This is a genomic window from Ammoniphilus sp. YIM 78166, assembly GCF_004522215.1.
Lineage (GTDB): Bacteria > Bacillota > Bacilli > Aneurinibacillales > RAOX-1 > YIM-78166.
Genome location: NZ_SDLR01000005.1, coordinates 190,731 through 216,208, shown reverse-complemented (window position 1 = coordinate 216,208; position 25,478 = coordinate 190,731). Strand labels below are relative to the sequence as shown.

Below are 25,478 nucleotides of genomic sequence, written 5' to 3'. Positions count from 1 at the left end.
AGATGAACTCTTGCTCAAAAAACTGCTTCAATACTTGCAAAATACAAATAAAGGAGTGATTATGAATGGATAATTTTTATTCCGTTGAGAAGATGGTTGAACAAAAAATGAAGGAAATGGAGCCGTATTATTCATCTCCCATTGAACGAAGAAAGCCGACTCTTTTTATTAGGATTTTTGAATGGTTTCAATTAAAAGAAGCGGAGACCGTTAGTTGTGAATCTTGTTGTTAATCAAAGGAGGTGAGTTAACGATGTGGTTGGAGATTATGAAAAGCTTTTTGTATATTGTACTAGAATTAACCCTACTCTTTGTGGCGATATCGTTTGTAATTAGTCTTCTACAAGGGATTATTCCTTACAACAAGATGGAGCAATGGCTGGAGAAAAGCCATCCATTCATAAGTGCAGGTGTAGCTTTATTATTTGCCTTCCTTACACCTTTCTGTTCGTGCTCAACGATACCCGTCGTTGTCAATCTGTTCAATTTGGAATCGTCATGATCTTCTTGTTTGCCTCACCCGTTCTCGACCCCACTATTCTGACCTTAATGACAGCCATCTTGGGGGTAAAGATAGCGATAACCTATACCCTAATTACCTCTGTTTTATCTGTGGTGATTGGCATCTCCCTCGAGAAGTTAGGATTTGAGAACCAAGTTAAACAAGTGATTTTGAAAGGCTATCAACCGACAGAGAAGAAATTTGATGTAAAGCTCGCTCTTGCTGAGACGTTGGATTTAATGAAGAAGGTATATCCATTTTTGCTTATTGGTGCAGCCATTGGTTCGGTTATTCACGGTGCCGTTCCTACGGATTGGATTACAACCTATATGGGAGGTGATAAGTGGTGGTTAGTTCCTCTTGCTGCCGTCATTGGAATCCCGCTGTATATTCGACTTTCGACCATGATTCCTATATCACAAATTATGATTGCAAAGGGTATGGCGTTGGGTCCTGTAATGGCACTGATGATTAGTTCAGCTGGTGCTAGTCTACCAGAATTAACCTTGTTGAATAGTATCTTCAAGAAGAAATTGGTAGCAGCTTTTATGGGTTCCGTGTTTTTAATGTCAACCATATCCGGGTTCTTGTTTTATGTGATCTAAAAAAATGGAAGGAGGTAATGATGATGCGTATGTTTAAAAATTGGTTTGGTAAGAAGGAAAGTTCCTGCTGTGATATCAAAATGGAAGAGGTAAAACCGGAGGAGAACTGCTACTCAAACGAAAAAAACGACATTTGTTGTGGTGCGAACCAAGAAAGAGATCAGGTTTACCCTGACTTGTTGCGCCAGAGCAAGTAAGGGTATCAAACGGTTGGTTGTATATGCTATATAGAGGGGTCGTTCTGTTCGTGGGAGCGGTCTTTTTTGTTCTTGGCTTATTACGGGGATCGTTAGCTTCCTAGGGCTGTTCGGCAGCCCATCTATCAAACGGGGGACAGGTGCTTATAATAATGATGGAACCCTTAAGGTTGGCGCTCAAGTTCTTTATGAAACCTCTAAGAACGCACAAACCGTAACTCTAGATGTCATAACCAGCAGCTCAGGAGCTTAAACCACCGGTGTTGGCATAGGTAATATTCTAAACCTGAGACAAAAAGGCTATGATAAAACACCGCTTGCCATGCGATTTATTGGAAAAATTACAAATACTGACCTGAATGGACAACTAACCAGCAGCGGATATCTTCAAGTAAAAGGTAAATCGAATTATTCGGAAATGAATATGAAATTAGAAGGGATCGGAGAAGATACATATGCGTTGAGGGATCGCACGAAGGATAGCCATGGTGCTTGGTCGGAATGGGCATACCGAAGCCTTACCATTGATACCGTTGCACCCGTAACCACCGACGATGCGCCGAATGGCTGGGTCAATAAAGATGTAACAGTGAACTTTATGGCTAGTGATATGGATTCAGGTGTGGCAGTAACGTATTACACAATGGATAATGGAGCTCCACAAACGGGCCAATCCGTTACCATTACTTCAGAGGGCATTCACAGCCTTACTTATTGGAGTGTGGATCACGCCGGTAATGTAGAAGAGAAGAAAACGGTTTCGATCCAATTGGATAAAACCGGACCAACGCTTCAGGTCGAATTGGATCAAACGATCCTTAAACCTGCTAACAATAAGCCTGTTTCAGTAACGGCATTCGTTGATTCAAGTGACAGTTTGTCGGGGATTGATTCTGTTGTGTTGTCTTCGATTATTCCAAGCGAACTTGATGATGCGTCCGAACCATTGGTGGGAGATGCTACGTACGATACGTTAGATCAGACGTTTACGTTGCTCGCTAAAAAAGCGAACAAAAAGGCTGATCTAATCTATAGCATAACGTATACAGCATGGGATAAGGCAGGAAACCAGACAGTCACTACCGTTACGGTACGAGTACCTCACAATCAGTCAGAGAAATAAAATTAGGTATACTCAAAGGGGTTGTCCCAAAAGTAGATGATTTCTACTCAGGGCAACCCTTTTTACCTTTAATATTTTTAGGTGCAGTGGACGAACGAATTCTTCTTATTCCTGCAGAAGAAAAAAGGCCCGCAATTTATAGTTATTTGTTTTTGGCTGGCTTGCCCCACCATCCCTTTTTCCTAAAATACCAAGCAATGCCTGCTCCTAATCCAAACATGAGGATCAGGGCATAGACATATCCATATCTCCATTTGAGTTCAGGCATGGACTCGAAGTTCATACCATACATCCCAGCAATAAACGTCATCGGGATGAAGACCACACTAACCAGCGTCAAAGTCTTCATGATGGCATTCATATGATCGGATTTAAGGGAGATCTGCAGGTCGAAAATTCCAGAGAGGGTTTCCCTGAATGTGTCGAATGCACTGACTACCCTTGAGAAATTATCTTTTAAATCCTGGAAGTAATAACCACTATCTTCATTGATATAGGGAAAGTCCGATCGCCCGATGGTTTTGATGACATTTTCTTGGGCCTCTACGACCTGTCTCAGATCATGCAGCTTAACTTTCCACCGATAAACCTGGTGACCGATTTCATTGGCAAAAGGGGTTTGGAATACCCGCCTTTCAAGCTCTTGAATTTCATCGGAAATGTTATCGACAACTTTTAAGTAATACATGGCTACCTTATCCAATATGTGATAAAGAAGATGACCAGGAGTGGACATGTGATCCGGATGGTCGCGAAAATCCTCCTTGAGTTTAGAGAATAAGGAAATATCATTTTCCTCTTGGTATGTAATCACATAATTTTTACCGGCTAAAATGGAGATTCTTGCAATGGAGTAGTCCTCCTTGATGGCTGCGCTTGATACGAAAGCATAGTTCTTGTAAATATCTACTCTGGGAATTTCAGTAAAGGAGTTCATGGCTGCATTGGCAAGAGGATGTACATTCAGTTTTTGAAGATATTTTTGCAAATCATCTTTCTTTGAAGGATCTAAATGAACCCAGGTCACTTCACCGGGTGGGGTCGGTTGATCGCTGGTATCTTCCTCAGTATTAAAGAGTAGCATAGGATTTGGTAAATGATTCTCGTGGTCAAGCTGCATATTCATAATTCCTTTCAGATTGGAGGAAATTAATCTTAGTATGAGGCAAAGCAAAAGGGACTATGAATGGGGGAAACACGAGGATGGAAGCGGAGAGTGAAAGCTTTTTAAAGTTATTGAAGAAAGGGAATAAATCCTCAGCCATCGCAATGGGTGGAAATGCCGTGATTGCAGGAGCAAAAGGAATCGCTGCATCCATCAGTGGAAGCGGTGCGATGTTTGCTTCATCCATGCACTCCTTGGCGGATGCGCTTAATCAAGGCTTTGTCTTTGTCGGAAGCGTGCTTGCCGAAAAAAAGCCAACCCGCCGATTTCCGACTGGATTTGGGCGCGTCATTAACATTTTCTGTATGATTGCCGTGATAGTCGTCACCATCATGGCCTACGAAACCATTCGCGAGGGTTGGCACCTGCTCCAGCATCCTGTTCATACCGGTAGCGCCTTCTGGCTTAATGTTGGCGTCCTGATTTTAAATCTCTTGATCGATGGGGGCATTTTAATCAAAGCTATGAAGGAAATCTTAGTTGAAGCGAGAGTGCAATCGAAGGGACTGGGAATCATCGCTGCCTCATTTAAACACGTGGGCCGTTCAGCCCCTCCAACCCGTTTGGTATTTTATGAAGACTTGGTGGCCGTTACAGGAGCACTATTGGCACTGATCGCGGTCGTAATTACCGCCTTTACTGTTTTTGCTGCGTTGGACGGTGTCGTCACGATTCTGATCGGCTTATTGATGGTTGGTGTAGCCTTTCGGGTTGGCTATGACAATATGGTTGGCTTAATCGGTGTAGCAGCCCCAAGGGATGTGGCAGAAAAAGTATCGAAGATTATTCTTTCGGATCAAGATGTCACAGACATAAACAATATTCGAATCACGCAGGAAGGACGTTATTATCACGTCGATGTGATGATTGAACTGCGTGAAGGCTTATCCTTAGCCGTGGCTGACGATATTAAATTCCGTGTCCAGGATCAGTTGATGGCTGACCCTGACATTACCGATGTCGTACTGGGCATTATTGAGGACAACGGCGTAAAAGACTGGACACCGGAAAGCTTGAATCAGTTCGGATAACCTGGATCATGACGGCCACCTTTGTGGTTATTTGTATTCATTAGTGGTTGGTAATCAAAAGTGAAGTTTTCGTGAAAATCGGGCCGCAACACCTTGATTTTCACCTCCTTAAGTGAAATCATTACTGGACCGTGAGCAACATGATTGAATTTGTAACCAAAATCCACCTCTTATTTGGAGTCATTCCTGCTACATGAGTATCTAGGTGTAATTTGTGAGCAACCGCCTCAACTTCGTGAGTATATGAAAAAATTTGTGATCATCCACGCAGTACAGCTTAAGATCATCCCGTTATTGGGTGGATGAGGAAAAAATAAGCCCTTATTCGTAAAAAACACCCCGTATTCCGGTCAAAGAACCCAAATGATTACGAGCTGAGCAAAAAATGGACCCTAAAATCAGCTGAATCCTAAAAAAGTCGTCGTGGAACGGGGGATGCTAGGTACGGTAGGCTGGATCAGACGTTTACCTTGATCTTACCTCAGCATGGGATAACCAGACAGTCACTACCATTATTGTACAAGTACCTTCTAATCAGTCAGAGAAATAAAATAGGATAAATACAAAGGGGTTGTCCCAAAAGTAGATCATTTCTACGGAGGGCAATCCTTTTTAAGAATGAACGTCATTTTAGATGAATTCTAACGCTATTAGGTCACTTCAGCTCCTGATTGCAAGGAAGGCACTCTCGCAACTGAGCTCAGTCAACGTCCATAACAAGGTATTATTTGTTGTATATCGAAAGTAAATTACAAGCATATAAATGGAGGTTACTATGAAACCCAGAATTACTGTGATTACACTTGGCGTCGATGATTTGGAAAGATCCTTGCAATTTTACCGAGATGGAATGGGGTTGCTGACAGAAGGAATTATTGGTAAAGAATTTGAACATGGTGCAGTGGCCTTTTTCGACTTACAAGCAGGGTTAAGGCTCGCAATTTGGAAACGCAAGGACATCGCTCACGATACAAAGCTTATTCAGACTGGACCAAGCCCTACTGAATTTACCATTGGACACAATGTAGGGAGCAAAGATGAGGTTGATAAGGTAATGGAACAGGCCAAGAAGGCGGGTGCTACTATTACGGTTGCGGCACATGATACTTTTTGGGGTGGTTATTCAGGCTATTTCCAAGACCCTGATGGTCATTTATGGGAAGTAGTCTGGAACCCACAGTGGGAAATCACAGAATAACTACTGCCTGTGGTTTAGGCCGAATTAGATAATGTTTAACGTTAAAATACCCAAGATTCAACTGTGAACCATAACAAGAAAAAATACGAGAAGACAATAAATAATAGCCAAAAGAGGAGTTTTCTCACTGTACAGACTCCTTTATGAATCTTAACAGGTCTTACGGGGTAACTAATGGTTACTCTTTTTTTCGTTTTCTCATTTTCAAAGGAGTGCAGCCTTGTTGCAGTCAATAATCATTTTATAATCGAAAGGATCATTTTAGAAGAAAGTTTTCGAAAGATGATATAAATGGTCCTTATATAGTTGAAAGGATAGGTGTCATTTCATAGACGGAAGTTATGACACGAGATGATTATAGCGCAGATCTCCTGCAACCGACATAATAAGTTTGGTAGAAAGAGACTAACGCATCATCAGGGTCTAATTCATTCTAATATTGAAATGAAAGGGGTGTCATAATGCAAGCTAAGTCAAAGAAAGCGATCAGCCAATTACTGAGTTTCATCATGCTTTTCACCTTAGCCTTTAACAACGTCGGTGCATTGGCCAGCGAACCATCGAACAGCCGAAAAATTGACGTATGGGATTTTGGAGGAATCCAAACCTAGGGAGAGTTATACAACAATCATATTACTGCGGAGGTTCTTAACAGTAAAACGACTATTAAATCCGGTACCTTTGTAACCACTGCCTTTGGAGATTTAACCCTAGCGAATCCGGTTACAAGTGATAGGTCCTACTATTATGAGTCAGATGGAACTACCGTCGGTGTAAATTCCTCTGGATTCTGGGGGACTCAAAAGAATTATATGGCCACTCTTAAGGATGTGACGAATTACAGATTTTCCAATGAAACCAAGGTGGTAAGCACGTCCACTTCTGATATCTCGATGGGGAAACAGGTTAGCTTAGATGTGGTGGAAAACCAGCTAGTCACCATCAGTGGTAATCTTAAGAGCTTTGACAACAGTTACAATGTAAGTAATGTACAAATCAAATGGACTCCTCCAGCGGGCACCCTTGCCTCAGCGGTTACAGCTACAGTGAATACACAGGCTATGACCTTTACAGCGGAAGTTCAGGATGGAGTAGGCGTATACAGCCGTTATTTCTGGGGTCAACGATTATGAAATTGTGGATGGCGGGAGTATCAATTTAAGCGCTGACACCGTGCAGGATACCACAAAGGATATTCTGTTTGTGAACCAAATGGCTCTAGAGCCCTTTGTTTGGGTTCCAACTTTGTATGTGGGCGACAGCTCGAGGCCCCATAATTTCAGTACAGTGAAGGATGCTCTTGCTGCAGCAGCCCGAATGAACCCAACAGATGAAGCTCATAGAATAACCATTCATATTGCACCGGGTGTATACAGGGAACAGCTTATCATCAAAACTCCTTATATTACGCTTGTAAATGCAAATCCCAATCCAACCAGCGACCCAAGTACGCAGGTTAAAATTACGTGGTATTACGGTATTGGGTACAAATATTAAAGCATCGGTTCTGACGGTTTCGAGCTAAGCATCGGGCCGATACAAGGTGTCCATCCGAATCCGAAGGCTACCCCCATGAGTCCAATGCTCCAAACACTTCTTTTGCCGTTAAATAAGGCATGGAGCCGATATTCTCGGTTAAACCAGGTCATGCGCAACCATCCTAGCAAGTGAAAGCCAAACACAACAACGAGTAATCCTAAGATCTGGGTCAAGAGCTTTTGGTAAGTGGACAACCATTGTCCTAGCGTTGATGCTGACATCCCCAGCAAGGAGCAACATTAAGGTTGCTCCTCCATTTTGTCCAATAAAATAGGGTTTAAGATTTCCTAACGATGTAATAGTCCAGGGTTAGAAATTTCATTCCAAATAGCCACATGTGATGTTTCGCCTGAATGCTTCCTTTGGGTGAATGCGGATCTTTCCACACGGTAATGGTTTCGTTAATAGGAAGACGGATGGCTTTCTGATTGAAAACAAGGTACACGCCTTGATCTCCTGTTGCCTGTTCATTGGGCCATGAGGTTAAGATGAGCTCTTCTCCAGGTCCATGCCGCAAGCATAGTATGCTTGTCATTTGGGAATAGGGAAGGGGAAATGCAATGTTCATATAGCGCGTACGTCCTGACAAATGCGTGGAGTATAAGGCGGCGTAAATGGCCTTTTGGGTTTGAGTGTAGGTGCGTACCCAGGCTCGGACATTCTTCCTGCCGTCTTTATTGTCTTGAATCGGCAGGATTTCGCTCTTCACCTGCTGTTCACTGGTTTCCGCTTCTAGTGGGAAGTTCATTTGCTCTAGCCATTGACTTATGAATTTATAGCTTCTGGCCGGAAGTTGAAAAGCTCTGCTCCAGTATGGCGCTAAACGCAATTCATAGTGATCCGTGTGTTCATAGAAATCAATGATATCGGGGTCAAGCCGTTCGGGATGAAAGGGTGGGCTGTGGTAATCCTGCAGGTCATCGATTAATCCTGTCGGCTTTTTCTTGGGTTTTCGGTCGAGAACGTCCAAATGAGTGAAGACGTTGGCTCCAATTTTTCCTCTTCCTTGTATGCGGCTAAACGGGATTCCAGCCGTAGCCTGATCCATCAGCGTTGCGTGCCAAGCTAAGACCCCCAAAAAAGAGAAAAGAACCGCATTCCCCCAACCATGGAATAAGATCATCGTCGAAATCGAGAGGGTCGGTTTTCCGATCCATTGTCCAAACCCATAGGCGACAGCTAGCGCCATGGTCATCCAGATGACCCCGCTGGATAGAATATGAAGTCCCCTTGTCCATCTCGTCGCTTTGGGGATCACATAAGCAAAGACAAGGATACTATACAGGATTAGCGTTAAGGCGAAGATGACGACGGACACCCACTCCAGCATGGAGGAGTAGGTCATACCAAGCGCAATAAGGATGGGCGCCATACAGCCAAGGCCAACCACGATACTAGATAAGAATCTGTTCGGTTGAGTCTCATGCAAGAAGCCGAACAACACGGGAGCGACAAAGCCGGCATAGTGAAAATGATTAACAGTCAGCAGCATGATTTGTCCTTTGAATCCTAGCAGGGGAAAGCCAAATTGGTGTGCAACTAACCATACACCGCCTATACTGATATACAGGAAGCCAATAGACTTGGACACGTCTGCTAAACTTGCTGAACGTTTGACGAGAAGGAAAACGCCTAAGCCAGCAATCAGCAGGGTTACCAAACCCCAAGGAATCGAAAGTAAACCCGCAAAGATCCCTGGTGATAGGATAAATGACCCTGCTAAGGCTACTGCACCTAGTGGTATCAAGTAGATGAGGAGTTTCAAAGCGATAACTGGCTTATTTACCGCAGAATCTACTACTCTATACAAGGTTAACGGCACGATGACAAAAGCTGCGAATAAAATGATTCGTTCCGTGTGGTCATAATGCGGAATGAACCAAAAACTGAACCATAACAACATACCCGCAGGAACGTAGGAATGGATGATTTGGATGAGATGACTTGGCAAGATGATTACCTCCGGATATACAGTTAATGAATGGACACATATCCAGTCTCTTCAAGAATGATTTGGCCCTGTCTAGATAAGATCCACTGGATGAAAGGCTCGATATGAGGATTGACACTTCCTGCCGTCACGACATACATCTCCATGGCAGCAGGATAAGACCCATTCCGAATAGACTCTTTGGTCGGGGCAATGCCGTTTATAGCAAGGTTGCGTATCTTTCCATTGTGGGCCATCTCTTCGGAGAAATAACGGAAAGAAAACCCGATGGCATTCTTTTTGTTTTGATATTCCGCAACTTGATCCATGATTCCGCCCATCCCGGCCGCCACTCTTTCGGTAGTGGGCTTCATAATCGCCTGATTCCCCATAAAACGGATGAGCGCTTGTTGACTGCCGCTTTCTTCTGGCCTTTGGAAGGCTTCGATGGAATCGTTTCTTCCACCAACCTCTTTCCAATTTCTAATGTTTCCAGAGTAGATTCCTTGAACTTGCTCAACGGTTAAGGAATGAACTGGATTATCAGCATTCACGAAAAAAACGAAGGCTTCTTTTCCGATCGGGGTCATTTTCAATTCTTTTCCTCTTTCTTTCGCTAATTCCATATACTTATTAGATGGCTGTGGAACGAAAATCATATCGACCTCACCAGATAGTAATCTTTCATAGGCATTTGAGGTTTGGGTGGACATGACTTCGCTATGATAAGGGTCATATTCTCGTTTCGGATAAACGGCCTGGACAAACCCGGCATAAACTGGATATAACGCGGTTGACCCATCTAATCGCGGAAGATTCTCCTTGATTTTAAAAGTAGATTCCTCTTGGAGGCCAATCGCTTTGGTCCTTGGGAGATTGGGCATGTATTCGTATAAATTCACATCTTGTTTGGTGAGAATTTTTAGGCTCTCCACTCGTTTCTGATTGAATTCAAAGATACCCACACTGATCAGACTCAAACTGATAAACGATAGGAAGCTGATTTTAAACCATTTTTTCTTTCCTTGCCCCCAAATAGCCAAATTAGAGAAAATAGCTACAATCACAACGACGGTGATGACAAAAGGCATATAAAAGGGCCCATGGCCTGAAAAAGCAGCAAACAGCATGCCAAAGAACCCAAGGATGGCTAAGGCAGCTGTTACCAAAATGGAACCGACAATTCTCATGGTACTCCTCCTCATTTTTATTTGCAGGAACACTCTCATTCTACCGCAGAAAGCCATAAGGATGGGAGTACCAATTATGTTTAGTACCTGTCTTCAATGGAGTGCAGCCTTGTTGCAGTACCCATTCCAGTTGCTTGATATATAATGAAGATAACAAAGTAGATAGAAAACTAAGGGGGATTGTAACTATGTTTAAAGAAACCGTGTCAACAGAAGAAGAATTACGTTCCATTATTGGCTACCCAAGTGAACTGGTTCAGAAAAAAGTGATTCATGTTCTAGATGAGCATTGTCGAGAATTCATTTCAAAATCTCCATTTCTAGTGATGTCAACCTCTGATCATCAAGGGATGTGTGATGTGACTCCAAGAGGAGATTCACCGGGATTTGTACATATACTCAATGAGAAGCACCTGATTATTCCTGAAAGACCGGGAAATCGCCGAATTGATTCGATGAGGAATATCCTTTCCAATCCTAGCGTAGGGCTTCTTTTTATCATTCCGGGTTTGCAAGAAACACTAAGGGTAAATGGGCGTGCTTGTTTAGTTCGTGATGAACATCTACTTCAACAATTGAAAGCCAACGGGCGTCCCCCAGTCATAGCCATAGGGGTGGAGATCAGTGAATGTTATGTTCATTGTGCAAAAGCGTTCATAAGGTCTGATCTCTGGAATCCAAACTCCTGGTTGGATCAAGAGAAGCTACCTCGTGCATCTCGAATGTTAGCAGACCATGCAAACATGGCTGCCGAATCAATAGCAGATCTATTGAAAGAAAGCTATACGAAACGACTTTATTAATATAAAGAAAAGAAGTCCGCAACGGTACGGACTTCTTCAGACTGTAGAGAAAGTAACGATATGTTATATTCATGCAAATTGGCGGTTTTTTCGTAATTTGGTTGTTCAGCTATCGGGTTAATAATCATTAATATCTCCTTTCTACCTGTAACCATTGTCTCAATGATTCACCAAATAGATTAAATGCAATAACGACAAGAAAAATTATTACGCCTGGATACATCATAAGCATCGGGTGACTTCGAAAATATGGCTTACTATCATTAATCATCATTCCCCATTCCGCATAGGGTGGCTGTACCCCCAGCCCAAGGAAGGACAGACCTGAAATTGATAAAATAACACCACCGATATCCATGAAAAGTAATACAATTACAGATGCTAAAATTGTAGGAATGATATGTTTTATGGCAATTTTAAGTGGGCTTGTTCCACAAATACGTGCAGCCATAACAAACGAACGTTCCTTCACACTTAGTACCATCCCTCGAACAAATCGTGCGTAAAAGACCCACTGCACACAGACCATTGCTAAAATTAAATGCCCATAGCTAGGACCACCAAGCATCCCGACAAATGCTAACGACAATAAAAAGTTTGGAAAAGCCATCAACATATCACAAATCCGTATAAACCAAGCATCTATAATTCCTCCCATATATCCCGCAAAAACACCTATTGGCACACTAATACAGAAAGTAATGCTCATCACGATAAACGCAGTACTCAAAGATGTGCGTGCACCAAATAATAAGCGCGACAGTTGACATCGCCCTAAATGATCTGTACCAATTGGAAAGTCCTTAGAAGATGGCTGTAGTTTTTGTGTCAAATCTACAAAATTTGGATCATTTGGAGCTAGTAAGGGTGCAAAAATAGCTACCGCTGTAAATAGCACAAGTACTGTCGCACTGGCCATTAATATAGAATGCCGGCGAAATGTCTCCATTTTATCGGTCACCTGCCAGTCGTATACGAGGATCTAGCAAGCCACAGAAAATATCTACAATTAAATTTATTAGGACAAAAGCCATCCCTAATAGTAAAACGCAAGCTTGGATCATTGGATAATCCTGATTGACAATAGATTCTACTAATAATTTCCCCATACCTGGCCAAGCAAAAATGTTCTCCACGATAAACGTTCCACCAAGCATATTACCAAAGCTCATGCCAAGGCCAGTTAATGTTGGGGAAGCTGCTTTTTTAAGAATATGCCGCCAAACAATTGTACGCTCTTTCAAACCACGTGCCTGTGCATATAATACAAACGGCTCCTTCAACACTTCGATTGTACCGGCTCTTATTAAACGTAAATAGGTTCCAATATAACCAAGAGCCAATGTCGTTGCTGGTAACACAAAGTGCGCTACTGATCCCTTTCCAAGTACGGGTAATAGGTTCAGCTGTACAGAGAATAAGTACATGAGTAAAAACCCTAACCAAAAGGTGGGTAACGACACACTACTAAAAGCAAAAAGCTGCGTCAATCTATCAAACCATTTCCCTTTATGTAAAGCAGATGTAACGCCTAGGGGTATACTACTAACAATAATCAAGATAAACGCAACTGATGTCAACTGCATAGTTGGTATAAAATGAAGCATTATTTCGTCTAAGACCGACCGCTTTGATATAAAGGATGTTCCAAAATCAAACTGCAATATATTGGTTAACCATTGTATATATTGCGTGACAAGTGGCTGATCTAGTCCCATTTCAATGCGTATTGCTTGGACAGTTTCCTCAGAAGCTTGAATATTAGATACGCGTAAATACGTTAATACAGGGTTACCCGGAATTAGCTGCACGAGTAAAAATGTAATGATCGACAAGCCAAAAATAGACGGTATGGCTCCTAGCAATCGTTTGCATATAAAGAGAATCATAAGTCCACACCTCTCTGAATAACAAACGCCCATTCCGAAAAGAAATAGGCGAATTTCGTTTAGTTTATTCTATCAATCTTTGTTGTTGGTATTTCTACTTCTTGTGGCAAGAAGTTTACGCCCGTTATATTTTTCTTGTAAACTGCGATATTTGATTGATAGGATATTGGTAAATAGACAGCTTCTTCATGAAGCATCGTTAAAATTTTATGATATTGTTGAATACGATCTTCTTCATTTGTTGTTAATAATACTTGCTTAATACGCGCATCTAACTCTTTTTTAAAGGATAAACCCGATAATGCATAGTGATCTGGACCACCACCAGAAGAATTGGTTGTGATGGAAGCTAAATAAGAGTGCGGATCAAATGGCACAGCCCAAGTTGCTGTGAATAATATATCATAATTGCCATCAAATGCCGCTGTCCAGAATGTATTTAATTCTTGACTCGTTAATTTTACATCGATGCCAATTTTGCGTAAGTCTCCTTGAGCAAATTCCGCAATTGACTTTTGAATATTATCCGTACTTATCAATAACAGTTCGAGCTGTAAAGGTTGACCGTCCTTTTCTCGGAATTCCTTACCCTCTACAGCTTTCCAGCCAGCTTCATCTAATAAAGCTTTTGCTTTTTCCACATCATACTCATACGGATCAACTGCTACATCTGTATAAGTTAAATTTTGCGGGAATAACGTATCTGCTTTGTTTTCTATACCATAGAAAATATGATCAATGATCGCATCCTTATTAAAAGCGTGCTGCAGTGCAAGTCGTATGTTTTTATTACTCATTGTTTCACGATTCGTATTGAATAATAGTGTACGTGTAGCCGTTGGATCTGAAATCTTTGTTTCGTATTTTCCAGATTCTTTTAAAAACTTAAATGAATCTTGGCTAATGACACCATTGCCAAAAATCATATCCAGTTCACCTTTTTCAAAGGCTAGCACCCGAGATTCACCGTCTGTAATTACTTTGACAACTACTTCGTCTACTTGAGGTTTTTCACCCCAGTAATGATCGTTACGCTCAAAAATAGCATACTCATTTTCTTTGTGCTCTTTTAATACCCATGGACCTGTACCAATAGGCGCAGTTAAGCCATCCTTAAATGTATCACCACTTGCTGGGAAAGCTGACTCTGCAACAAAACGTAGTGGTCGCACATATGTTAATTCTTGAAGCGTTGGATAATAAGCATTATGTAAAGTCAACTTAAATGTATAGTTATCGATTACCTCTGTTATATTAATCTGATTAATCAATTCAATCCAATCATGCTGCTCACGGTTGGCAAGTACGGTATCAAAATTTTTTTTCACGATTGCTGCATTAAAAGTAGAGCCATCAGAGAACATCACATCATCGCGCAAATGGAATATATACTCTTTTCCATCCTCCGACACATTCCAGCTTTTTGCTAACCACGGCTTAATTTCTCCACCTTCACCATAATAGACAAGTGATTCATACACCATTGCTTGCGAGTAAAATTCGTTTGGAAAATAAGTGTGGGGATTTAAATCACCAATATCCCCTGACCAAGAAAAGGTAAATACTTTTTTGTCACCTTTTGTAGCTACTGTTTCTTTTGCATCCTGCTGCGAACATGCAGCAAGTGATAAGAAAACAGTCATCACAATGAGAAAAACTGCCAATATACTTCTTTTTTGCATCTTTTCACCCCTAATTTTTTCATAAAAAAAAGTATTTTTAACCGATACAGTTAAAAATACTTTAAAATTCTATATTAAATATTTCTCACAGTACCTCCCTATACACCGTAGGTTCAATGGTATCTCCATAAAATAGGCAGGTCTTCTGACTGAGGTTCAACATCTTTTGCGTCTTCCCAGATATCATGATCCAGTGACCTTTACAAAAGACTTCCCTTTACAGCGGCGGGACCGTATCGGATTTTCACCGATTTCCCTTTTAAGTATCTATTTATCATAGATACACCTATTCGACACAATATTTAATTTTCGCTCAACTATCTTACAATAAATAGCTCGAAATATCAATAAGATATATTTCTTTATAAATATACGGGTTTATCGACAGGCTGAAGAAGTCCGCAAACGTAAGGACTTCTACGCAAATGATTCTATTTTTAAAAAAACAAATATTTATACATACTAAAACCAATAGGAATAAGAACAATTAAGGGGGAAACTACCGTGACAAATAAAAATGAAGTGAAAAGAGAGTTGTCACTAGAGGAATGTGAAGAGTTACTCAGAGCATTAAAAGCCCGTTTTGAGAAAAACATGAACCGCCATCATGGTCTTGAATGGTCTAAAGTCCAAGGAAAGCTGGAAGGGAGTACTGAAAAAATGTGGTCGCTCCATGAAATGGAGAGAACCGGCGGAGAACCGGATGTTGTTGGATATGATGAGACGAAGGACGAATACATATATTATGATTGTTCAGCGGAAAGTCCTCAAGGACGCAGAAGTGTTTGTTATGACCGTGAAGCGCTGGAGTCAAGAAAAAAACATAAACCAGAAAATAGCGCTATGGATATGGCAACTGCCATGGGCATTGAGCTCCTAACGGAAGAACAATATCGAACGTTGCAGAAACTTGGTAATTTCGATAGGAAAACGTCGAGCTGGGTGCAAACCCCCTCTGATATTAGAAAACTCGGTGGTGCTCTTTTTTGCGATTTTCGCTTCGGACATGTCTTCGTGTATCACAACGGTGCGGACTCCTACTATGCGGTCAGAGGGTTCCGTGGATCTTTACGGGTTTAAATGTTGCCCAAGTAAAATAAGGGAGATATAGATATCATGGAATTCTGGGAATCAAGTTTTATAGAAAAACAAACGATGTGGGGTTTTGAACCTACAGAATCCGCTATCCTAACAAAGGACTTTTTCCTTGAAAGGAATGTTAAGGATATGCTAACTGTCGCTTCCTTTTGATACAGGAAGCTTTTTTATGTTGCTATAGATAAAAACTATAGATGTCATAGTTACCATATATTTCAATTATAATTTTAATTCGATTATGATTTAGAAAAATAACCCAAGTGAAAATAAAGGAGGTTGTTTGAATGGATGATAGGAAGAAAGTCGCTATTAAATTTGATGAAATTGCAAGTCAATATGATAATCAAAGAAGGGAACTGATTCCTTGTTTTGAGGAATTTTATTCTATTCCTGTAACGATTGCGGATATAAACGATGACTCTCCAAATATATTGGATATAGGAGCAGGTACTGGACTCTTCTCAGCTTTTATGTTGAAGAAATACCCAAATGCAAACCTCACTCTTATCGATATTTCTGAGAAAATGTTGGAGGTTGCGAAGTCGCGCTTCTTGAATCATCCAAATGTGAAATATATTACTGATGATTACACAAAATATAATTTTGATGAAACTTATGACCTTGTCATTTCTTCCCTTTCTATTCATCATCTAACGAATACAGAAAAAAAGGATTTATATCGTCATATTTTTACCACCATGAAAAGTAACAGCTTGTTTATCAATGCAGACCAAGTTCTTGGTGATACTCCATACCTTGACTCTCTTTACAAAGAGGAGTGGAGAAGAAAAGTTGAAAATAGTAAGTTATCTAAAGAAGAAATCTTGAATGCATATGAAAGAACAAAACTAGATAAGATGTCAACTTTAGATGAACAATTGAATTGGTTGAAGGAAATCGGATTCACAGATTTGGACTGTATTTATAAAAACTTTAATTTCGTTGTTATCCTTGGAAGGAAACCATTCGTCTGTTAGTCTTTTCAAGAAGGGCAGTTGGGTTACCCCGATACTAGACTGGACATATGGTATAATTAGGATAAAAGTGGTGGGGTGAAATATGAAATCGAACCTATGGGAAAAAGAGGGGTTTTCAATTTCTACTGATAGGGAACTATTAGACAAACAAGTAATTTTTAATTACTTAAATAGAGAATCGTATTGGGCAAATGGAATACCGATGGAAATCATAACTAAATCCATCGAGAATACTTTTTTATGCTTTGGCGTTTATGAGGGTAATCCTCAAATTGGAAAGGCAAAGCAAATTGGCTTTGCAAGGGTAATTTCTGATTTAGCTACATTTGCTTATTTAGCGGATGTATTTATTTTAGAGCCGTATCGTGGGAAAGGATTATCTAAATGGTTAATGCGTGTCATTGTAGAGCATTCAGAACTCCAAATGGTTCGTAGATTTATGCTGGCTACGAATGATGCACATACCTTATATTCACAATATGGGTTTGAACCTTTGAATAACCCAAGTCTGTTCATGCAAATCGTTCGTAACCATATTTATCAAAAGAATAGTTGAGGTGAACCCTATGCTCAATATGATTATAGGTATTGCTCTTCTAATTGGTGGCGGGTACTTTTTGTTTAAGTTCTTGGGAAATTCTCCAAGCCTCAAAAAAAGAGATGAACACAGTAAGAAAAATCCTTATGATGACTCTAACCTACCTCCCGGCGGTGGTGGCGGTCAAGGCAGCATCTAGGTTTGATAGGGAAGCATTCTAACGATTGCTTCTTTTTTTTGCATTTCAAAAGGTGATCTATAGAGAGTAAGCGTGTCTCATCCTAATTTAATTATAGCATATAAAAAAACGTCAAAATAGACTGTTTATTCTCACTTATTACTGCTAAAATGCAAGAGACTTTAATGAGAGTGGTTGGAGGGATAGCATGGGTGCTTTGGTTCTCGGGTTTCAGGAGATGGAAAACAAGCAGCTTTTGCTTGTTGGCGGAAAAGGGTTTAATTTAGGAGAATTATCCAACATTCCAGGAATACATGTACCAGAAGGATTTTGTGTTACGGAACGTCTTGTACAAGCCAACGTGATTCGCGAAAAAGAAGATATATACTATCTTACATTTGAAGAACTTCACGAAGTGGTGAACACATATAAACTGGGTTACCAGATCATCAGCCAACGAAAAGATGAGTACAAATTATTTGAAAAACTCACTCCACCACGAGTGATCACGTCTGATGGTGAAATCATAGCAGGTGAGTATAAACGAGAACATCTCCCAGCCGAGGCGATAGTAGGTCTAGCGGTTTCTTCCGGAGTGGTAGAGGGACGAGCACGCGTCATCTTACGCCTGGAAGACGCCAATCTAGAACATGGAGATATCTTAGTTACTGCTTTTACTGACCCTAGTTGGACACCCTTGTTTGTATCCTTAAAAGGCCTAGTCACGGAAGTTGGGGGACGGATGACCCATGGCGCAGTGATCGCACGTGAATATGGCTTACCCGCCGTTGTTGGGGTGGAAAAGGCCACCAAACCGATAAAAGATGGTCAACGAATTCGCGTGCACGGAACAGAGGGGTATATCGAGATCTTGTAGAAAGTTGATGTACGGATGAGTCCATCTTAAGTTCTATTATCCCAAGGATCTTTCATCCGGGACACTTCACATTTCTAAAGCATCGGGAAAAGGAAAAAAAGCTTCAACACGCTGAAATATTGACAAATTCTATATATAGGTGTAAAGTTCATTTCAATTACATATCTTGTGCGAATGGGTTCCTTGCTGTTAATCAAGGATGAAAAGGGAAGTTCGGTGAAAATCCGACACGGACCCGCCACTGTGATAAGGGAGTTCTTATCCTCTAATGCCACTGATCCATCAGGATTGGGAAGGCGGATAAGAATGATGATCTTTAAGTCAGGAGACCTGCCTGTTTCACGTTTAAGCAACGAACCTACGGGAGCCTAGGGAGGTGTTGAAATGGACATTCCATGGGCTTATTCTCATGCAGTGAAGCATTTCTTCCCTTTTTTAGGGGAGAAGTGCTTTTTTTGCGTTTAAAAGCTAAATCATTATCAGGAGGATTTCATGATTACCATTATCAAACGAAACGGAACGGCAAATTCCTTGGATATCGAAAAGCTTAAAATCGTAGCCCAGTTTGCGTGCGAGGGGCTGGAGAATGAAGGCTATACGCCGGAGCGTTTGGTCAAAGAAGTGCAAATTCAGCTAAAAGACCACATGTCTACAAGGCAAATTCAGAAGACCCTAATCCAGACGGCTGTAGAACTGACTTCGATCAGCGAACCGAAATGGCAGCAGGTAGCAGGAAAGCTTCTCACTTACGATGCTTACAAGGAAGCCAGTTTGAATCGCGGCTACAGCGCATTTGGATATGGCGATTTTTTTGAGTTGATCCAGGATTTGACAGAAAAAAGATGGGTTGGCTCGTATATCTTCGAGGGCTATACCCGCGAGGAGATCGAGGAGTTGGGTCGCTATATTCGCCCGGAAAGAGATTACCTGTTCACTTATAGCGGTCTGAAGATGATTTTGGACCGTTATGTAATCAGGGGATATGATAGGGAAATCCTAGAGCTGCCGCAAGAAATGTTTATGGGCATTGCCATGCACCTGGCCTTATCCGAAAAAAATGAGGAAGATAAGATCGCGTGGGCAAAAAACTACTATGACCTATCTTCTACGCTGCGGTTTACCTTTGCGACTCCTACGATGAGCGGCGCTAGAAAAGTACACCATCAGTTATCCAGCTGCTTCATTGATACCGTGGAAGATAGCCTTAAAGGGATTTACTCCAGCATCTCCCATTTTGCGGAGGTGTCCAAAAACGGTGGGGGTATGGGGCTTTATTTCGGAAAAGTCAGGGGTAGAGGATCTGATATCCGAGGGCATAAAAATACAAGCGGAGGGATCATACCCTGGATTCGCTTGGCCAATGATACCGCGACCTCTGTGGACCAATTGGGCCAGCGAAGTGGGAGTGTATGCGTGTGGACGGACATGTGGCATGCGGATCTTCTGGAGTTCCTGAAGCTGAAAACAAATAGCGGGGACGATCGGGCGAAAGCGCATGACGTTTTTCTGGGATTATGCGTGCCGGATCTGTTTTGGTGCTTAGCGGGAGAAGATATGGATCAGCTTTGGTATTTGTTTTGTCCGCATGAAATTGAACAGCTAATGGGTTTTCGATTGGAGGACACATGGGGCGAAGAATGGGAAGAGAAATACCAGGCCTGCATTCGTAATCAGAGCTTGAGGCGCACGGAAGTGAAAATCAAAGAGCTGGTCAAGCTGATGCTGACGTCCCAGCTAGAAACCGGCACCCCGTTTGTTATGAATCGGGATACGGTCAATCGATTGAATCCGAATGCTCACCTGGGGATGATTCGCTCTTCCAACTTATGCACAGAGATACTGCAGAATATGAGTGCAGGAGAGTATCTAGAAACCCGTGCTGAGACGGCAGACGGGGATGAGGTAATCATCACGAAGGTCAAAGCGGGAGATTTTGTAACCTGCAATTTATCGTCCACCGTCATAAGTCGAAACTTAAAGGTTGAGGAACTGAAGGAAGTGGTCTTTGCGCAGATCAGGGCCATGGATGCTGTCATTGATCAGAATGAATACCCATTGAAAGAGGCTGAAATCACGAATAAGAAATATCGGGCGGTCGGCTTAGGAGCCATGGGGTATCATCATGCCCTGACGCAGCTTGGAATCGCATGGGAAGACGATGAGCATTTAAGATGGGCAGATGAGTATTTTGCCAAGTGGTCCTATTATGCCATTCAAGCGAGCATGGAATTAGCCAAGGAGCGTGGAGCCTACCCTGGATTTGAAGGAAGCGATTGGCATACAGGAGCTTATTTCGATAAGCGGGGATTATCCGGATGGCAGTATGGGCTGGATTGGGATGAGCTGAAGAGGCAGGTGCAAGTCTATGGGGTCCGCAACGCCTATTTGATGGCGATCGCGCCGACGGGCTCCACATCGGTCATTGCTGGAACAAGCGCCACCATCGATCCGATCATGGATAAGTATTGGCTGGAAGAAAAGAAGGGATTGACGATTCCACAAACGGCGCCCGATTTATCCTCCGAAAATTTTTGGTTATATAAAGAAGCTCATCGAATCAATCAGGGCTATTCGATTTCTGCCAATGCGATTCGCCAGAAATACATCGACCAAGGGCAATCCTTCAATCTTTACATTAACCCGGAAGAAACCAGTTTGCGCCAAGTCTTCAATCTGTACTATGAAGCGTGGAGGTCAGGCGTGAAAACTGTATACTACGTGCGTTCCAAATCATTGGAAGTGGAAGAATGCGTAAGCTGCTCAGCTTAGAGAAGGGATGGATGAATTGTGGAAAGCATGACCTTAAGACCGTTGTTCAATCCTCATGGGGATACTGATATTTCTAAGAAAAGAATCATGGGAGGGAATACTACCAACCTGCAGGAGTTTAACCGTCCTAAATATGAATGGGCGATGAGATGGTATCGTACATCGATGAATAACTTCTGGATACCAGAAGAGATTCCAATGAGTGCGGATGTCACCGACTATCGGAACTTGCCTGACGATTACAGAGAGAGCCTGGACAAGGTTCTATCGTTCCTGATTTTTCTTGACAGCCTTCAAACGGCTAATCTGCCAAACATCAACGATTATATTACCGCAGCGGAGGTCAACCTTTGTCTCACTCTTCAGGCGGCGGATGAAGCCATTCACAGCCAGAGCTACAGCTATATTCTGGACAGCATATGCCATCCCCATGAGCAGCAGAAAATCCTCTATCAGTGGAAAGATGATCCCCTGCTTCTGAAAAGAGTCTCGTTCATCGGGGGGTTATACAATGAGTTTATCGAGCAACCGAGTGAATGGGGCTTGATCAAGACCTGCATGGCCAATTTCATTCTGGAGGGCCTTTATTTCTACAGTGGGTTTGCTTTTATATACGCCTTGGGACGATTGGGAAAGATGAGCGGCACCGTCCAGGAAATCCGTTATATCAACCGGGATGAGCTCACCCATCTGGTCCTGTTCCGCAACATCATGAAGGAAATGAGAAACGAGAATCCTAAATACTTCACAGAAGAGCACCTGGCCGAATTGCGCGGCATGGTCAAGCAAGCCGTTGAAAATGAAATCGAATGGGGACATTACGTCATAGGGGATAAGGTCGAGGGGCTGAATCAGCATTTGGTTGAAGCCTATATCAAGCATTTAGCGAATGAAAGATTAAGGATGCTAGATTTCGAGATTCTCTATCCGGAAATTACGCAGGATCCGCTGCCGTGGATCTCTAAGTTATCCAACATTAACGGAATCAAGACCGACTTCTTTGAAGCCAAAGTTACGGCTTATACGAAGGCCGCAATTGTGAAGGATGATTTATAGGATCACGTTTCAACCGTTTGAGAGGGGACAGTAACGGCTTGTTATCACTGCAGGACAAGATCTAAGATATCAACTTTGGATGAACAATCGATCACAAATGTGGAACGTAGATATAAAAACTTTACATTCGTTGTTATACTTAGAAGGAAACCATTCGATAACCTATTCATTCGATACTGATCGATGAATAGGTTTTCCTTGTGTATCGATCGTGATCTGATCAAGGTCCCGCCTACAAGAACTCTGGTTGAATAGAAAGGAGGAGTACCATGGAAGATGCCATTATGTGGGGACCCTTGCTTGTAAAGTGGAAGTGGGTGGTCTTGTTGGTTTCCGCAGGGGTGGGGTATGGGTTCATCAAGCTGAGGTTAAGAGGGTTTGAGCAGGTTGAAAGAGCAACTTTACTTGACACCCTAAGCCACTCCGTGTGGATGAGCATAGCAATTTGGAAATTTAGCTTCATCCTCTTTCAACCGATGTCCGTGATCGCTTATCCCGTGACCATCGTTTACTTTACAGGGGGTTACAAAGGTTGGATCCTTGCTGTGATTTCTGTATTTTTCTATCTTCTTTATCAATCTAACAAACAGAAGATCTCGATGAACCTCTATATATCCTTGCTAGGGCTTGGTTATGGAGGCGCTAGCACCGTTTATCATGGAGTTTCGTGGGTGATAAATGATAGTAATCCATTTTTTTACCTCGGTGAGATGTTCTTATCTTTATTGTTTACATGGTGGTTTTTTCGAAAGGAATCGGTCAGTCAAGCTTTTGATGGTATGATCTGGTTTGGGATTAGCCAAATTTTTATTCATTATTTTAAGGATGTCCATGTTGGGATGTGGTGGGGGTTATCGAGAGATCAGCTCATCTTTCTCGTGATTTGTCTGATTTGTTTTATCGGATCAGGTCGTTCAAGATTTACTCGCACGGGTTAGGAGGTATGGATGATGGTAAGAAATATGTTGGCACTTCTAGTTTTAATCGGTTTAGTGATTTGGGGAGTGTATGATTCGGGCAAGGACTCGCAAGTAAGGGGCAAAGAAGAGCTTACTCAAGAGGAAACAAAGGTGTCGGTAGGTGTAAAGCAAGGGAACCTAGCTCCAGATTTTGAACTGAAAACTTTGGATGGCAAGAATATCAAACTCTCAGATCTGCGGGGCAAGCGTGTGGTTGTCAATTTGTGGGCTACCTGGTGTCCGCCTTGCCGCGCGGAGATGCCGGATATGCAAGAATTCTATGAAACCTATAAGAATAAAGGCATTGTGGTCTTAGGAGTCAATCTGACGACAAAAGAAAGACAACCAGAAAGCATCGCCAAGTTTATTGAGCAGTTTGGTCTAACCTTTCCTATCTTACTAGATGAGCAGGGTCATGTTGCGGATCTCTACCAATCGGTCGCCATCCCTACAAGCTATATCATTGATAGCAAAGGCATTATTCATCGGAAAGTGGTAGGTCCAATGAACAAGGAAATGATGGAGGACATGTTATTGAGTCTGGATTGACGGGGTATGAATGAAGGTGGAGGAGCAGTCTCTGAGGCTTTATCTCCACAATAGGGAGACAAAGCCTAGAAGTATCGGCTATTTCATTTTAGTTATTGGAATCTTAAAATAAATGATTACAAAGATAGCAAAACAGAGACATATGAACCACGCCCACTGTGGTTTGGTATGGTGTAGGCGCAGCAAAACGAACATAACCATCCAGACTACAAATGAAAATAAAATCGTTCAACCATGATGATAGGTCAAAACGGAAGGCTAAAAGAAGAAGTAAAAATGTTATAACAAATGGTAAATAAAGACAGATTTCCTTTAACAATAAGATGTATCCTCCTTTATTTTGCTTTTAGTATGTGCAATTTTCAGTCTTTATTTCCAAATGTTGGATTAGAATGAAGTGAGTCTCAAAACACAAAAATAGCTAGGCAGCAAAAGGAACTTCTGCAACCTAGCTATTTTTACATTCATAATTGTTAGATTCTGATCTTTGTTCCATCAAATTTTGTAAGAGAAAACCCATGGAAGTATTGGTTATAAGTTTTTCTGTAATCCCTAAGGATACCAATTGCAATCTTTTCTCCAAGTACTAGACCATTGATATCACTCGTTCGAAAGTGAATCCCAGCAAAGTTACGACCAAGTGCAATATTAGAGGCAAGTTTATTCAGCTCCCCACCGACAGAAAGGGGTGGTCCTTGATAGGGCAATAAGGACTTTCCATCGGGACTGGACACAACGGGGTCAGGAATGATAAAGGATTCATTAAAGAAAGCTTTCAGCATCGTTACCATTGCTCCGATAAATGATGCATGCCCGCTCGGGTAAGCTGGATGAGTAGGGCTGCCTTCTGCATAAGCTTGTGGTAATAGATAAGTTCCATATTTTTTATATATTTTGGTCAATGCCTTTGAGTTTAGCACCTGTGGATGAATAGGGTAATCTCGAGCACCAATTAAGGTGTTATGAATTCTTCCTCCAAATTCTTCAGGACGGAGACGACGATGGACGAGCCATTTCTGGAACCAAGTTGCTTCTAAAGCAGGGCGTGCCGCTCTTGAAACAAAATCTAAAATATGGGGAGGTCCAAAGGTTGCGAATCCAACTTGTGTTTTAGAATGAAGGTAAGGATTATTTGGATCCATTGCAGCATTTCCATAACTAAGGAGAAGTAAAGCAGCGTTTAAACCACTTTCAACGGTAATATCAACATGAACAAACTGTCCTAAATCTCTTCCATTTCGAAAATAACGAGGTTTAGGATCAAAGACGTTTGGACTTGGAGGTAAAGAGCCGTTTTGTACGCTCAACCAATCCTGATATTTTGTTAAATGGTCCACACCTGGAACTGTAGTTCGATACCGTTGAACAATAGTAGTTCCAAGATAAGGAATATTTTTCAAAAGGAATTGCGAAACATAAGGACCTTCTAGAGCTCCTGGTAGATGATCCCGAAATATAGTTTGTGGAGTGACTTTTCCTTTCATTTTAGGTCCCTTAAAGTCCTTTAACTTAGAAAGTTCTGCTGCAGCTGCAAGTATAATCGGATTCTTATGATATTTAGCAAAAGGAACATCACGTGCTAGTGCGCTCCAGTATAGCTCAACCATTTCCGCAGCAATCTCA

General features: G+C 41.8%; 25 protein-coding genes, 4 pseudogenes and 2 riboswitches. Of the genes and pseudogenes, 21 read left to right on the top strand and 8 right to left on the bottom strand.

Going from position 1 to position 25,478, the window contains the following annotated elements:
* The first annotated feature begins 65 nt into the window (after nucleotides 1–65).
* The 5 genes and pseudogenes from EIZ58_RS33730 to EIZ58_RS35370 all read left to right on the top strand — a co-directional run bounded on the left by EIZ58_RS33730 (nucleotide 66) and on the right by EIZ58_RS35370 (nucleotide 2,427).
* Nucleotides 66–233 carry a hypothetical protein gene (locus EIZ58_RS33730; RefSeq protein ID WP_167577885.1) on the top strand — a complete coding sequence of 56 codons (168 nt, stop codon included), beginning with the start codon at nucleotides 66–68 and terminating at the stop codon, nucleotides 231–233.
* A 20-nt stretch (nucleotides 234–253) separates the two neighbouring features.
* A pseudogene (locus EIZ58_RS22200) lies at nucleotides 254–1,107 on the top strand (permease).
* A gap of 23 nt (nucleotides 1,108–1,130) precedes the next feature.
* Entirely contained in the window at nucleotides 1,131–1,304 is a 174-nt protein-coding gene (locus tag EIZ58_RS33725) for a hypothetical protein (protein WP_167577884.1), read from the top strand.
* Nucleotides 1,305–1,437: 133 nt separating this feature from the next.
* Nucleotides 1,438–1,764: pseudogene (locus EIZ58_RS22195) on the top strand (pectate lyase family protein); the annotation flags it as partial.
* Nucleotides 1,765–1,893: 129 nt separating this feature from the next.
* Nucleotides 1,894–2,427 carry an OmpL47-type beta-barrel domain-containing protein gene (locus EIZ58_RS35370; protein WP_483296332.1) on the top strand — a complete coding sequence of 178 codons (534 nt, stop codon included), beginning with the start codon at nucleotides 1,894–1,896 and terminating at the stop codon, nucleotides 2,425–2,427.
* A gap of 142 nt (nucleotides 2,428–2,569) precedes the next feature.
* Here the strand turns inward: EIZ58_RS35370 and corA are convergent, their stop codons facing one another.
* On the bottom strand, nucleotides 2,570–3,511 hold the full coding sequence (gene corA, locus EIZ58_RS22190; protein WP_167577883.1) for a magnesium/cobalt transporter CorA: 942 nt from the start codon (nucleotides 3,509–3,511) through the stop codon (nucleotides 2,570–2,572).
* 98 nt (nucleotides 3,512–3,609) lie between these two features.
* Between corA and EIZ58_RS22185 the strand changes: the two genes are divergently transcribed.
* The 5 genes from EIZ58_RS22185 (at nucleotide 3,610) to EIZ58_RS34190 (ending at nucleotide 7,318) form a co-directional block, all read left to right on the top strand.
* Nucleotides 3,610–4,623, top strand: a complete 1,014-nt coding sequence (locus EIZ58_RS22185) for a cation diffusion facilitator family transporter (protein WP_240689316.1) — start codon at nucleotides 3,610–3,612, stop codon at nucleotides 4,621–4,623.
* A gap of 775 nt (nucleotides 4,624–5,398) precedes the next feature.
* Nucleotides 5,399–5,821: a VOC family protein gene (locus EIZ58_RS22180; protein ID WP_134703106.1), complete on the top strand. Its 423-nt coding sequence runs from the start codon at nucleotides 5,399–5,401 to the stop codon at nucleotides 5,819–5,821.
* A gap of 461 nt (nucleotides 5,822–6,282) precedes the next feature.
* Nucleotides 6,283–6,432: a hypothetical protein gene (locus tag EIZ58_RS34200; protein ID WP_205672308.1), complete on the top strand. Its 150-nt coding sequence runs from the start codon at nucleotides 6,283–6,285 to the stop codon at nucleotides 6,430–6,432.
* Nucleotides 6,433–6,651: 219 nt separating this feature from the next.
* Nucleotides 6,652–6,954, top strand: coding sequence for a hypothetical protein (locus EIZ58_RS34195; protein WP_205672306.1), 303 nt, complete (start codon nucleotides 6,652–6,654; stop codon nucleotides 6,952–6,954).
* 40 nt (nucleotides 6,955–6,994) lie between these two features.
* Complete coding sequence (locus EIZ58_RS34190) at nucleotides 6,995–7,318, top strand: hypothetical protein (RefSeq protein WP_205672304.1); 324 nt, start codon at nucleotides 6,995–6,997, stop codon at nucleotides 7,316–7,318.
* Here the strand turns inward: EIZ58_RS34190 and EIZ58_RS22170 are convergent.
* From EIZ58_RS22170 to EIZ58_RS22160, 3 genes are read right to left on the bottom strand one after another with little or no spacing between them, the layout of a single operon-like run.
* Nucleotides 7,315–7,581: a cytochrome c biogenesis CcdA family protein gene (locus tag EIZ58_RS22170; protein ID WP_134703105.1), complete on the bottom strand. Its 267-nt coding sequence runs from the start codon at nucleotides 7,579–7,581 to the stop codon at nucleotides 7,315–7,317. The genes EIZ58_RS34190 and EIZ58_RS22170 overlap by 4 nt on opposite strands.
* A 56-nt stretch (nucleotides 7,582–7,637) precedes the next feature.
* Nucleotides 7,638–9,311, bottom strand: coding sequence for a YndJ family protein (locus tag EIZ58_RS22165; RefSeq protein ID WP_134703104.1), 1,674 nt, complete (start codon nucleotides 9,309–9,311; stop codon nucleotides 7,638–7,640).
* Nucleotides 9,312–9,334: 23 nt separating this feature from the next.
* Nucleotides 9,335–10,480 (bottom strand): PstS family phosphate ABC transporter substrate-binding protein, encoded by a 1,146-nt coding sequence (locus tag EIZ58_RS22160; RefSeq protein WP_167577882.1) that lies wholly within the window; start codon nucleotides 10,478–10,480, stop codon nucleotides 9,335–9,337.
* A 188-nt stretch (nucleotides 10,481–10,668) separates the two neighbouring features.
* Here EIZ58_RS22160 and EIZ58_RS22155 point away from each other — a divergent pair, with 188 nt between their 5' ends.
* Entirely contained in the window at nucleotides 10,669–11,283 is a 615-nt protein-coding gene (locus EIZ58_RS22155) for a pyridoxamine 5'-phosphate oxidase family protein (RefSeq protein WP_134703102.1), read from the top strand.
* A 127-nt stretch (nucleotides 11,284–11,410) separates the two neighbouring features.
* Here the strand turns inward: EIZ58_RS22155 and EIZ58_RS22150 are convergent, their stop codons facing one another.
* Genes EIZ58_RS22150 through nikA form a run of 3 tightly spaced genes read right to left on the bottom strand, consistent with a single transcriptional unit; the run spans nucleotide 11,411 to nucleotide 14,854 of the window.
* Nucleotides 11,411–12,232, bottom strand: a complete 822-nt coding sequence (locus tag EIZ58_RS22150) for an ABC transporter permease (RefSeq protein WP_134703101.1) — start codon at nucleotides 12,230–12,232, stop codon at nucleotides 11,411–11,413.
* Nucleotide 12,233: 1 nt separating this feature from the next.
* A complete protein-coding gene (gene nikB / locus EIZ58_RS22145; protein WP_134703100.1) occupies nucleotides 12,234–13,172 on the bottom strand; it encodes a nickel ABC transporter permease in 939 nt (312 codons plus the stop codon).
* A 59-nt stretch (nucleotides 13,173–13,231) separates the two neighbouring features.
* Nucleotides 13,232–14,854, bottom strand: coding sequence for a nickel ABC transporter substrate-binding protein (gene nikA, locus EIZ58_RS22140; RefSeq protein ID WP_134703099.1), 1,623 nt, complete (start codon nucleotides 14,852–14,854; stop codon nucleotides 13,232–13,234).
* Between the two features lie 118 nt (nucleotides 14,855–14,972).
* Nucleotides 14,973–15,159: riboswitch (cobalamin riboswitch) on the bottom strand.
* 199 nt (nucleotides 15,160–15,358) lie between these two features.
* Here nikA and EIZ58_RS22135 point away from each other — a divergent pair.
* The 10 genes and pseudogenes from EIZ58_RS22135 (at nucleotide 15,359) to EIZ58_RS22095 (ending at nucleotide 23,855) form a co-directional block, all read left to right on the top strand.
* Entirely contained in the window at nucleotides 15,359–15,934 is a 576-nt protein-coding gene (locus tag EIZ58_RS22135; RefSeq protein WP_134703098.1) for a DUF4256 domain-containing protein, read from the top strand.
* Between the two features lie 36 nt (nucleotides 15,935–15,970).
* Nucleotides 15,971–16,087, top strand: a pseudogene (locus EIZ58_RS22130) (SAM-dependent methyltransferase); the annotation flags it as partial.
* Between the two features lie 149 nt (nucleotides 16,088–16,236).
* Nucleotides 16,237–16,929, top strand: coding sequence for a class I SAM-dependent methyltransferase (locus EIZ58_RS22125; RefSeq protein ID WP_134703097.1), 693 nt, complete (start codon nucleotides 16,237–16,239; stop codon nucleotides 16,927–16,929).
* 82 nt (nucleotides 16,930–17,011) lie between these two features.
* Nucleotides 17,012–17,485, top strand: coding sequence for a GNAT family N-acetyltransferase (locus tag EIZ58_RS22120; protein ID WP_134703096.1), 474 nt, complete (start codon nucleotides 17,012–17,014; stop codon nucleotides 17,483–17,485).
* A gap of 10 nt (nucleotides 17,486–17,495) precedes the next feature.
* Complete coding sequence (locus EIZ58_RS33720; protein WP_167577881.1) at nucleotides 17,496–17,666, top strand: hypothetical protein; 171 nt, start codon at nucleotides 17,496–17,498, stop codon at nucleotides 17,664–17,666.
* 319 nt (nucleotides 17,667–17,985) lie between these two features.
* Nucleotides 17,986–18,522 (top strand): annotated as a pseudogene (locus EIZ58_RS22115) (PEP-utilizing enzyme); the annotation flags it as partial.
* A 159-nt stretch (nucleotides 18,523–18,681) separates the two neighbouring features.
* Nucleotides 18,682–18,873, top strand: a riboswitch (cobalamin riboswitch).
* Nucleotides 18,874–19,014: 141 nt separating this feature from the next.
* Entirely contained in the window at nucleotides 19,015–21,291 is a 2,277-nt protein-coding gene (locus EIZ58_RS22110; RefSeq protein WP_240689314.1) for a ribonucleoside-diphosphate reductase subunit alpha, read from the top strand.
* Between the two features lie 27 nt (nucleotides 21,292–21,318).
* On the top strand, nucleotides 21,319–22,347 hold the full coding sequence (locus EIZ58_RS22105; RefSeq protein ID WP_134703624.1) for a ribonucleotide-diphosphate reductase subunit beta: 1,029 nt from the start codon (nucleotides 21,319–21,321) through the stop codon (nucleotides 22,345–22,347).
* A gap of 269 nt (nucleotides 22,348–22,616) precedes the next feature.
* Complete coding sequence (locus tag EIZ58_RS22100) at nucleotides 22,617–23,285, top strand: hypothetical protein (protein WP_134703095.1); 669 nt, start codon at nucleotides 22,617–22,619, stop codon at nucleotides 23,283–23,285.
* A gap of 12 nt (nucleotides 23,286–23,297) precedes the next feature.
* On the top strand, nucleotides 23,298–23,855 hold the full coding sequence (locus EIZ58_RS22095) for a peroxiredoxin family protein (RefSeq protein ID WP_134703623.1): 558 nt from the start codon (nucleotides 23,298–23,300) through the stop codon (nucleotides 23,853–23,855).
* 473 nt (nucleotides 23,856–24,328) lie between these two features.
* Here the strand turns inward: EIZ58_RS22095 and EIZ58_RS22090 are convergent, their stop codons facing one another.
* On the bottom strand, nucleotides 24,329–25,462 hold the full coding sequence (locus EIZ58_RS22090) for a vanadium-dependent haloperoxidase (protein ID WP_134703094.1): 1,134 nt from the start codon (nucleotides 25,460–25,462) through the stop codon (nucleotides 24,329–24,331).
* Nucleotides 25,463–25,478 lie beyond the last annotated feature (16 nt).

Excerpts from the sequence above, each read along its gene's own strand:
- EIZ58_RS33730 (WP_167577885.1), top strand. The coding sequence starts at position 66 with ATGGATAATTTTTATTCCGTTGAGAAGATGGTTGAACAAAAAATGAAG.
- EIZ58_RS33725 (WP_167577884.1), top strand. The coding sequence starts at position 1,131 with ATGCGTATGTTTAAAAATTGGTTTGGTAAGAAGGAAAGTTCCTGCTGT.
- corA (WP_167577883.1), bottom strand. The coding sequence starts at position 3,511 with ATGCTACTCTTTAATACTGAGGAAGATACCAGCGATCAACCGACCCCA.
- EIZ58_RS22185 (WP_240689316.1), top strand. The coding sequence starts at position 3,610 with ATGAATGGGGGAAACACGAGGATGGAAGCGGAGAGTGAAAGCTTTTTA.
- EIZ58_RS22180 (WP_134703106.1), top strand. The coding sequence starts at position 5,399 with ATGAAACCCAGAATTACTGTGATTACACTTGGCGTCGATGATTTGGAA.
- EIZ58_RS34200 (WP_205672308.1), top strand. The coding sequence starts at position 6,283 with ATGCAAGCTAAGTCAAAGAAAGCGATCAGCCAATTACTGAGTTTCATC.
- EIZ58_RS22170 (WP_134703105.1), bottom strand. The coding sequence starts at position 7,581 with ATGTCAGCATCAACGCTAGGACAATGGTTGTCCACTTACCAAAAGCTC.
- EIZ58_RS22160 (WP_167577882.1), bottom strand. The coding sequence starts at position 10,480 with ATGAGAATTGTCGGTTCCATTTTGGTAACAGCTGCCTTAGCCATCCTT.
- EIZ58_RS22155 (WP_134703102.1), top strand. The coding sequence starts at position 10,669 with ATGTTTAAAGAAACCGTGTCAACAGAAGAAGAATTACGTTCCATTATT.
- EIZ58_RS22150 (WP_134703101.1), bottom strand. The coding sequence starts at position 12,232 with ATGGAGACATTTCGCCGGCATTCTATATTAATGGCCAGTGCGACAGTA.
- nikB (WP_134703100.1), bottom strand. The coding sequence starts at position 13,172 with ATGATTCTCTTTATATGCAAACGATTGCTAGGAGCCATACCGTCTATT.
- nikA (WP_134703099.1), bottom strand. The coding sequence starts at position 14,854 with ATGCAAAAAAGAAGTATATTGGCAGTTTTTCTCATTGTGATGACTGTT.
- EIZ58_RS22125 (WP_134703097.1), top strand. The coding sequence starts at position 16,237 with ATGGATGATAGGAAGAAAGTCGCTATTAAATTTGATGAAATTGCAAGT.
- EIZ58_RS22120 (WP_134703096.1), top strand. The coding sequence starts at position 17,012 with ATGAAATCGAACCTATGGGAAAAAGAGGGGTTTTCAATTTCTACTGAT.
- EIZ58_RS33720 (WP_167577881.1), top strand. The coding sequence starts at position 17,496 with ATGCTCAATATGATTATAGGTATTGCTCTTCTAATTGGTGGCGGGTAC.
- EIZ58_RS22110 (WP_240689314.1), top strand. The coding sequence starts at position 19,015 with ATGATTACCATTATCAAACGAAACGGAACGGCAAATTCCTTGGATATC.
- EIZ58_RS22105 (WP_134703624.1), top strand. The coding sequence starts at position 21,319 with ATGACCTTAAGACCGTTGTTCAATCCTCATGGGGATACTGATATTTCT.
- EIZ58_RS22100 (WP_134703095.1), top strand. The coding sequence starts at position 22,617 with ATGGAAGATGCCATTATGTGGGGACCCTTGCTTGTAAAGTGGAAGTGG.
- EIZ58_RS22095 (WP_134703623.1), top strand. The coding sequence starts at position 23,298 with ATGGTAAGAAATATGTTGGCACTTCTAGTTTTAATCGGTTTAGTGATT.
- EIZ58_RS22090 (WP_134703094.1), bottom strand. The coding sequence starts at position 25,462 with ATGGTTGAGCTATACTGGAGCGCACTAGCACGTGATGTTCCTTTTGCT.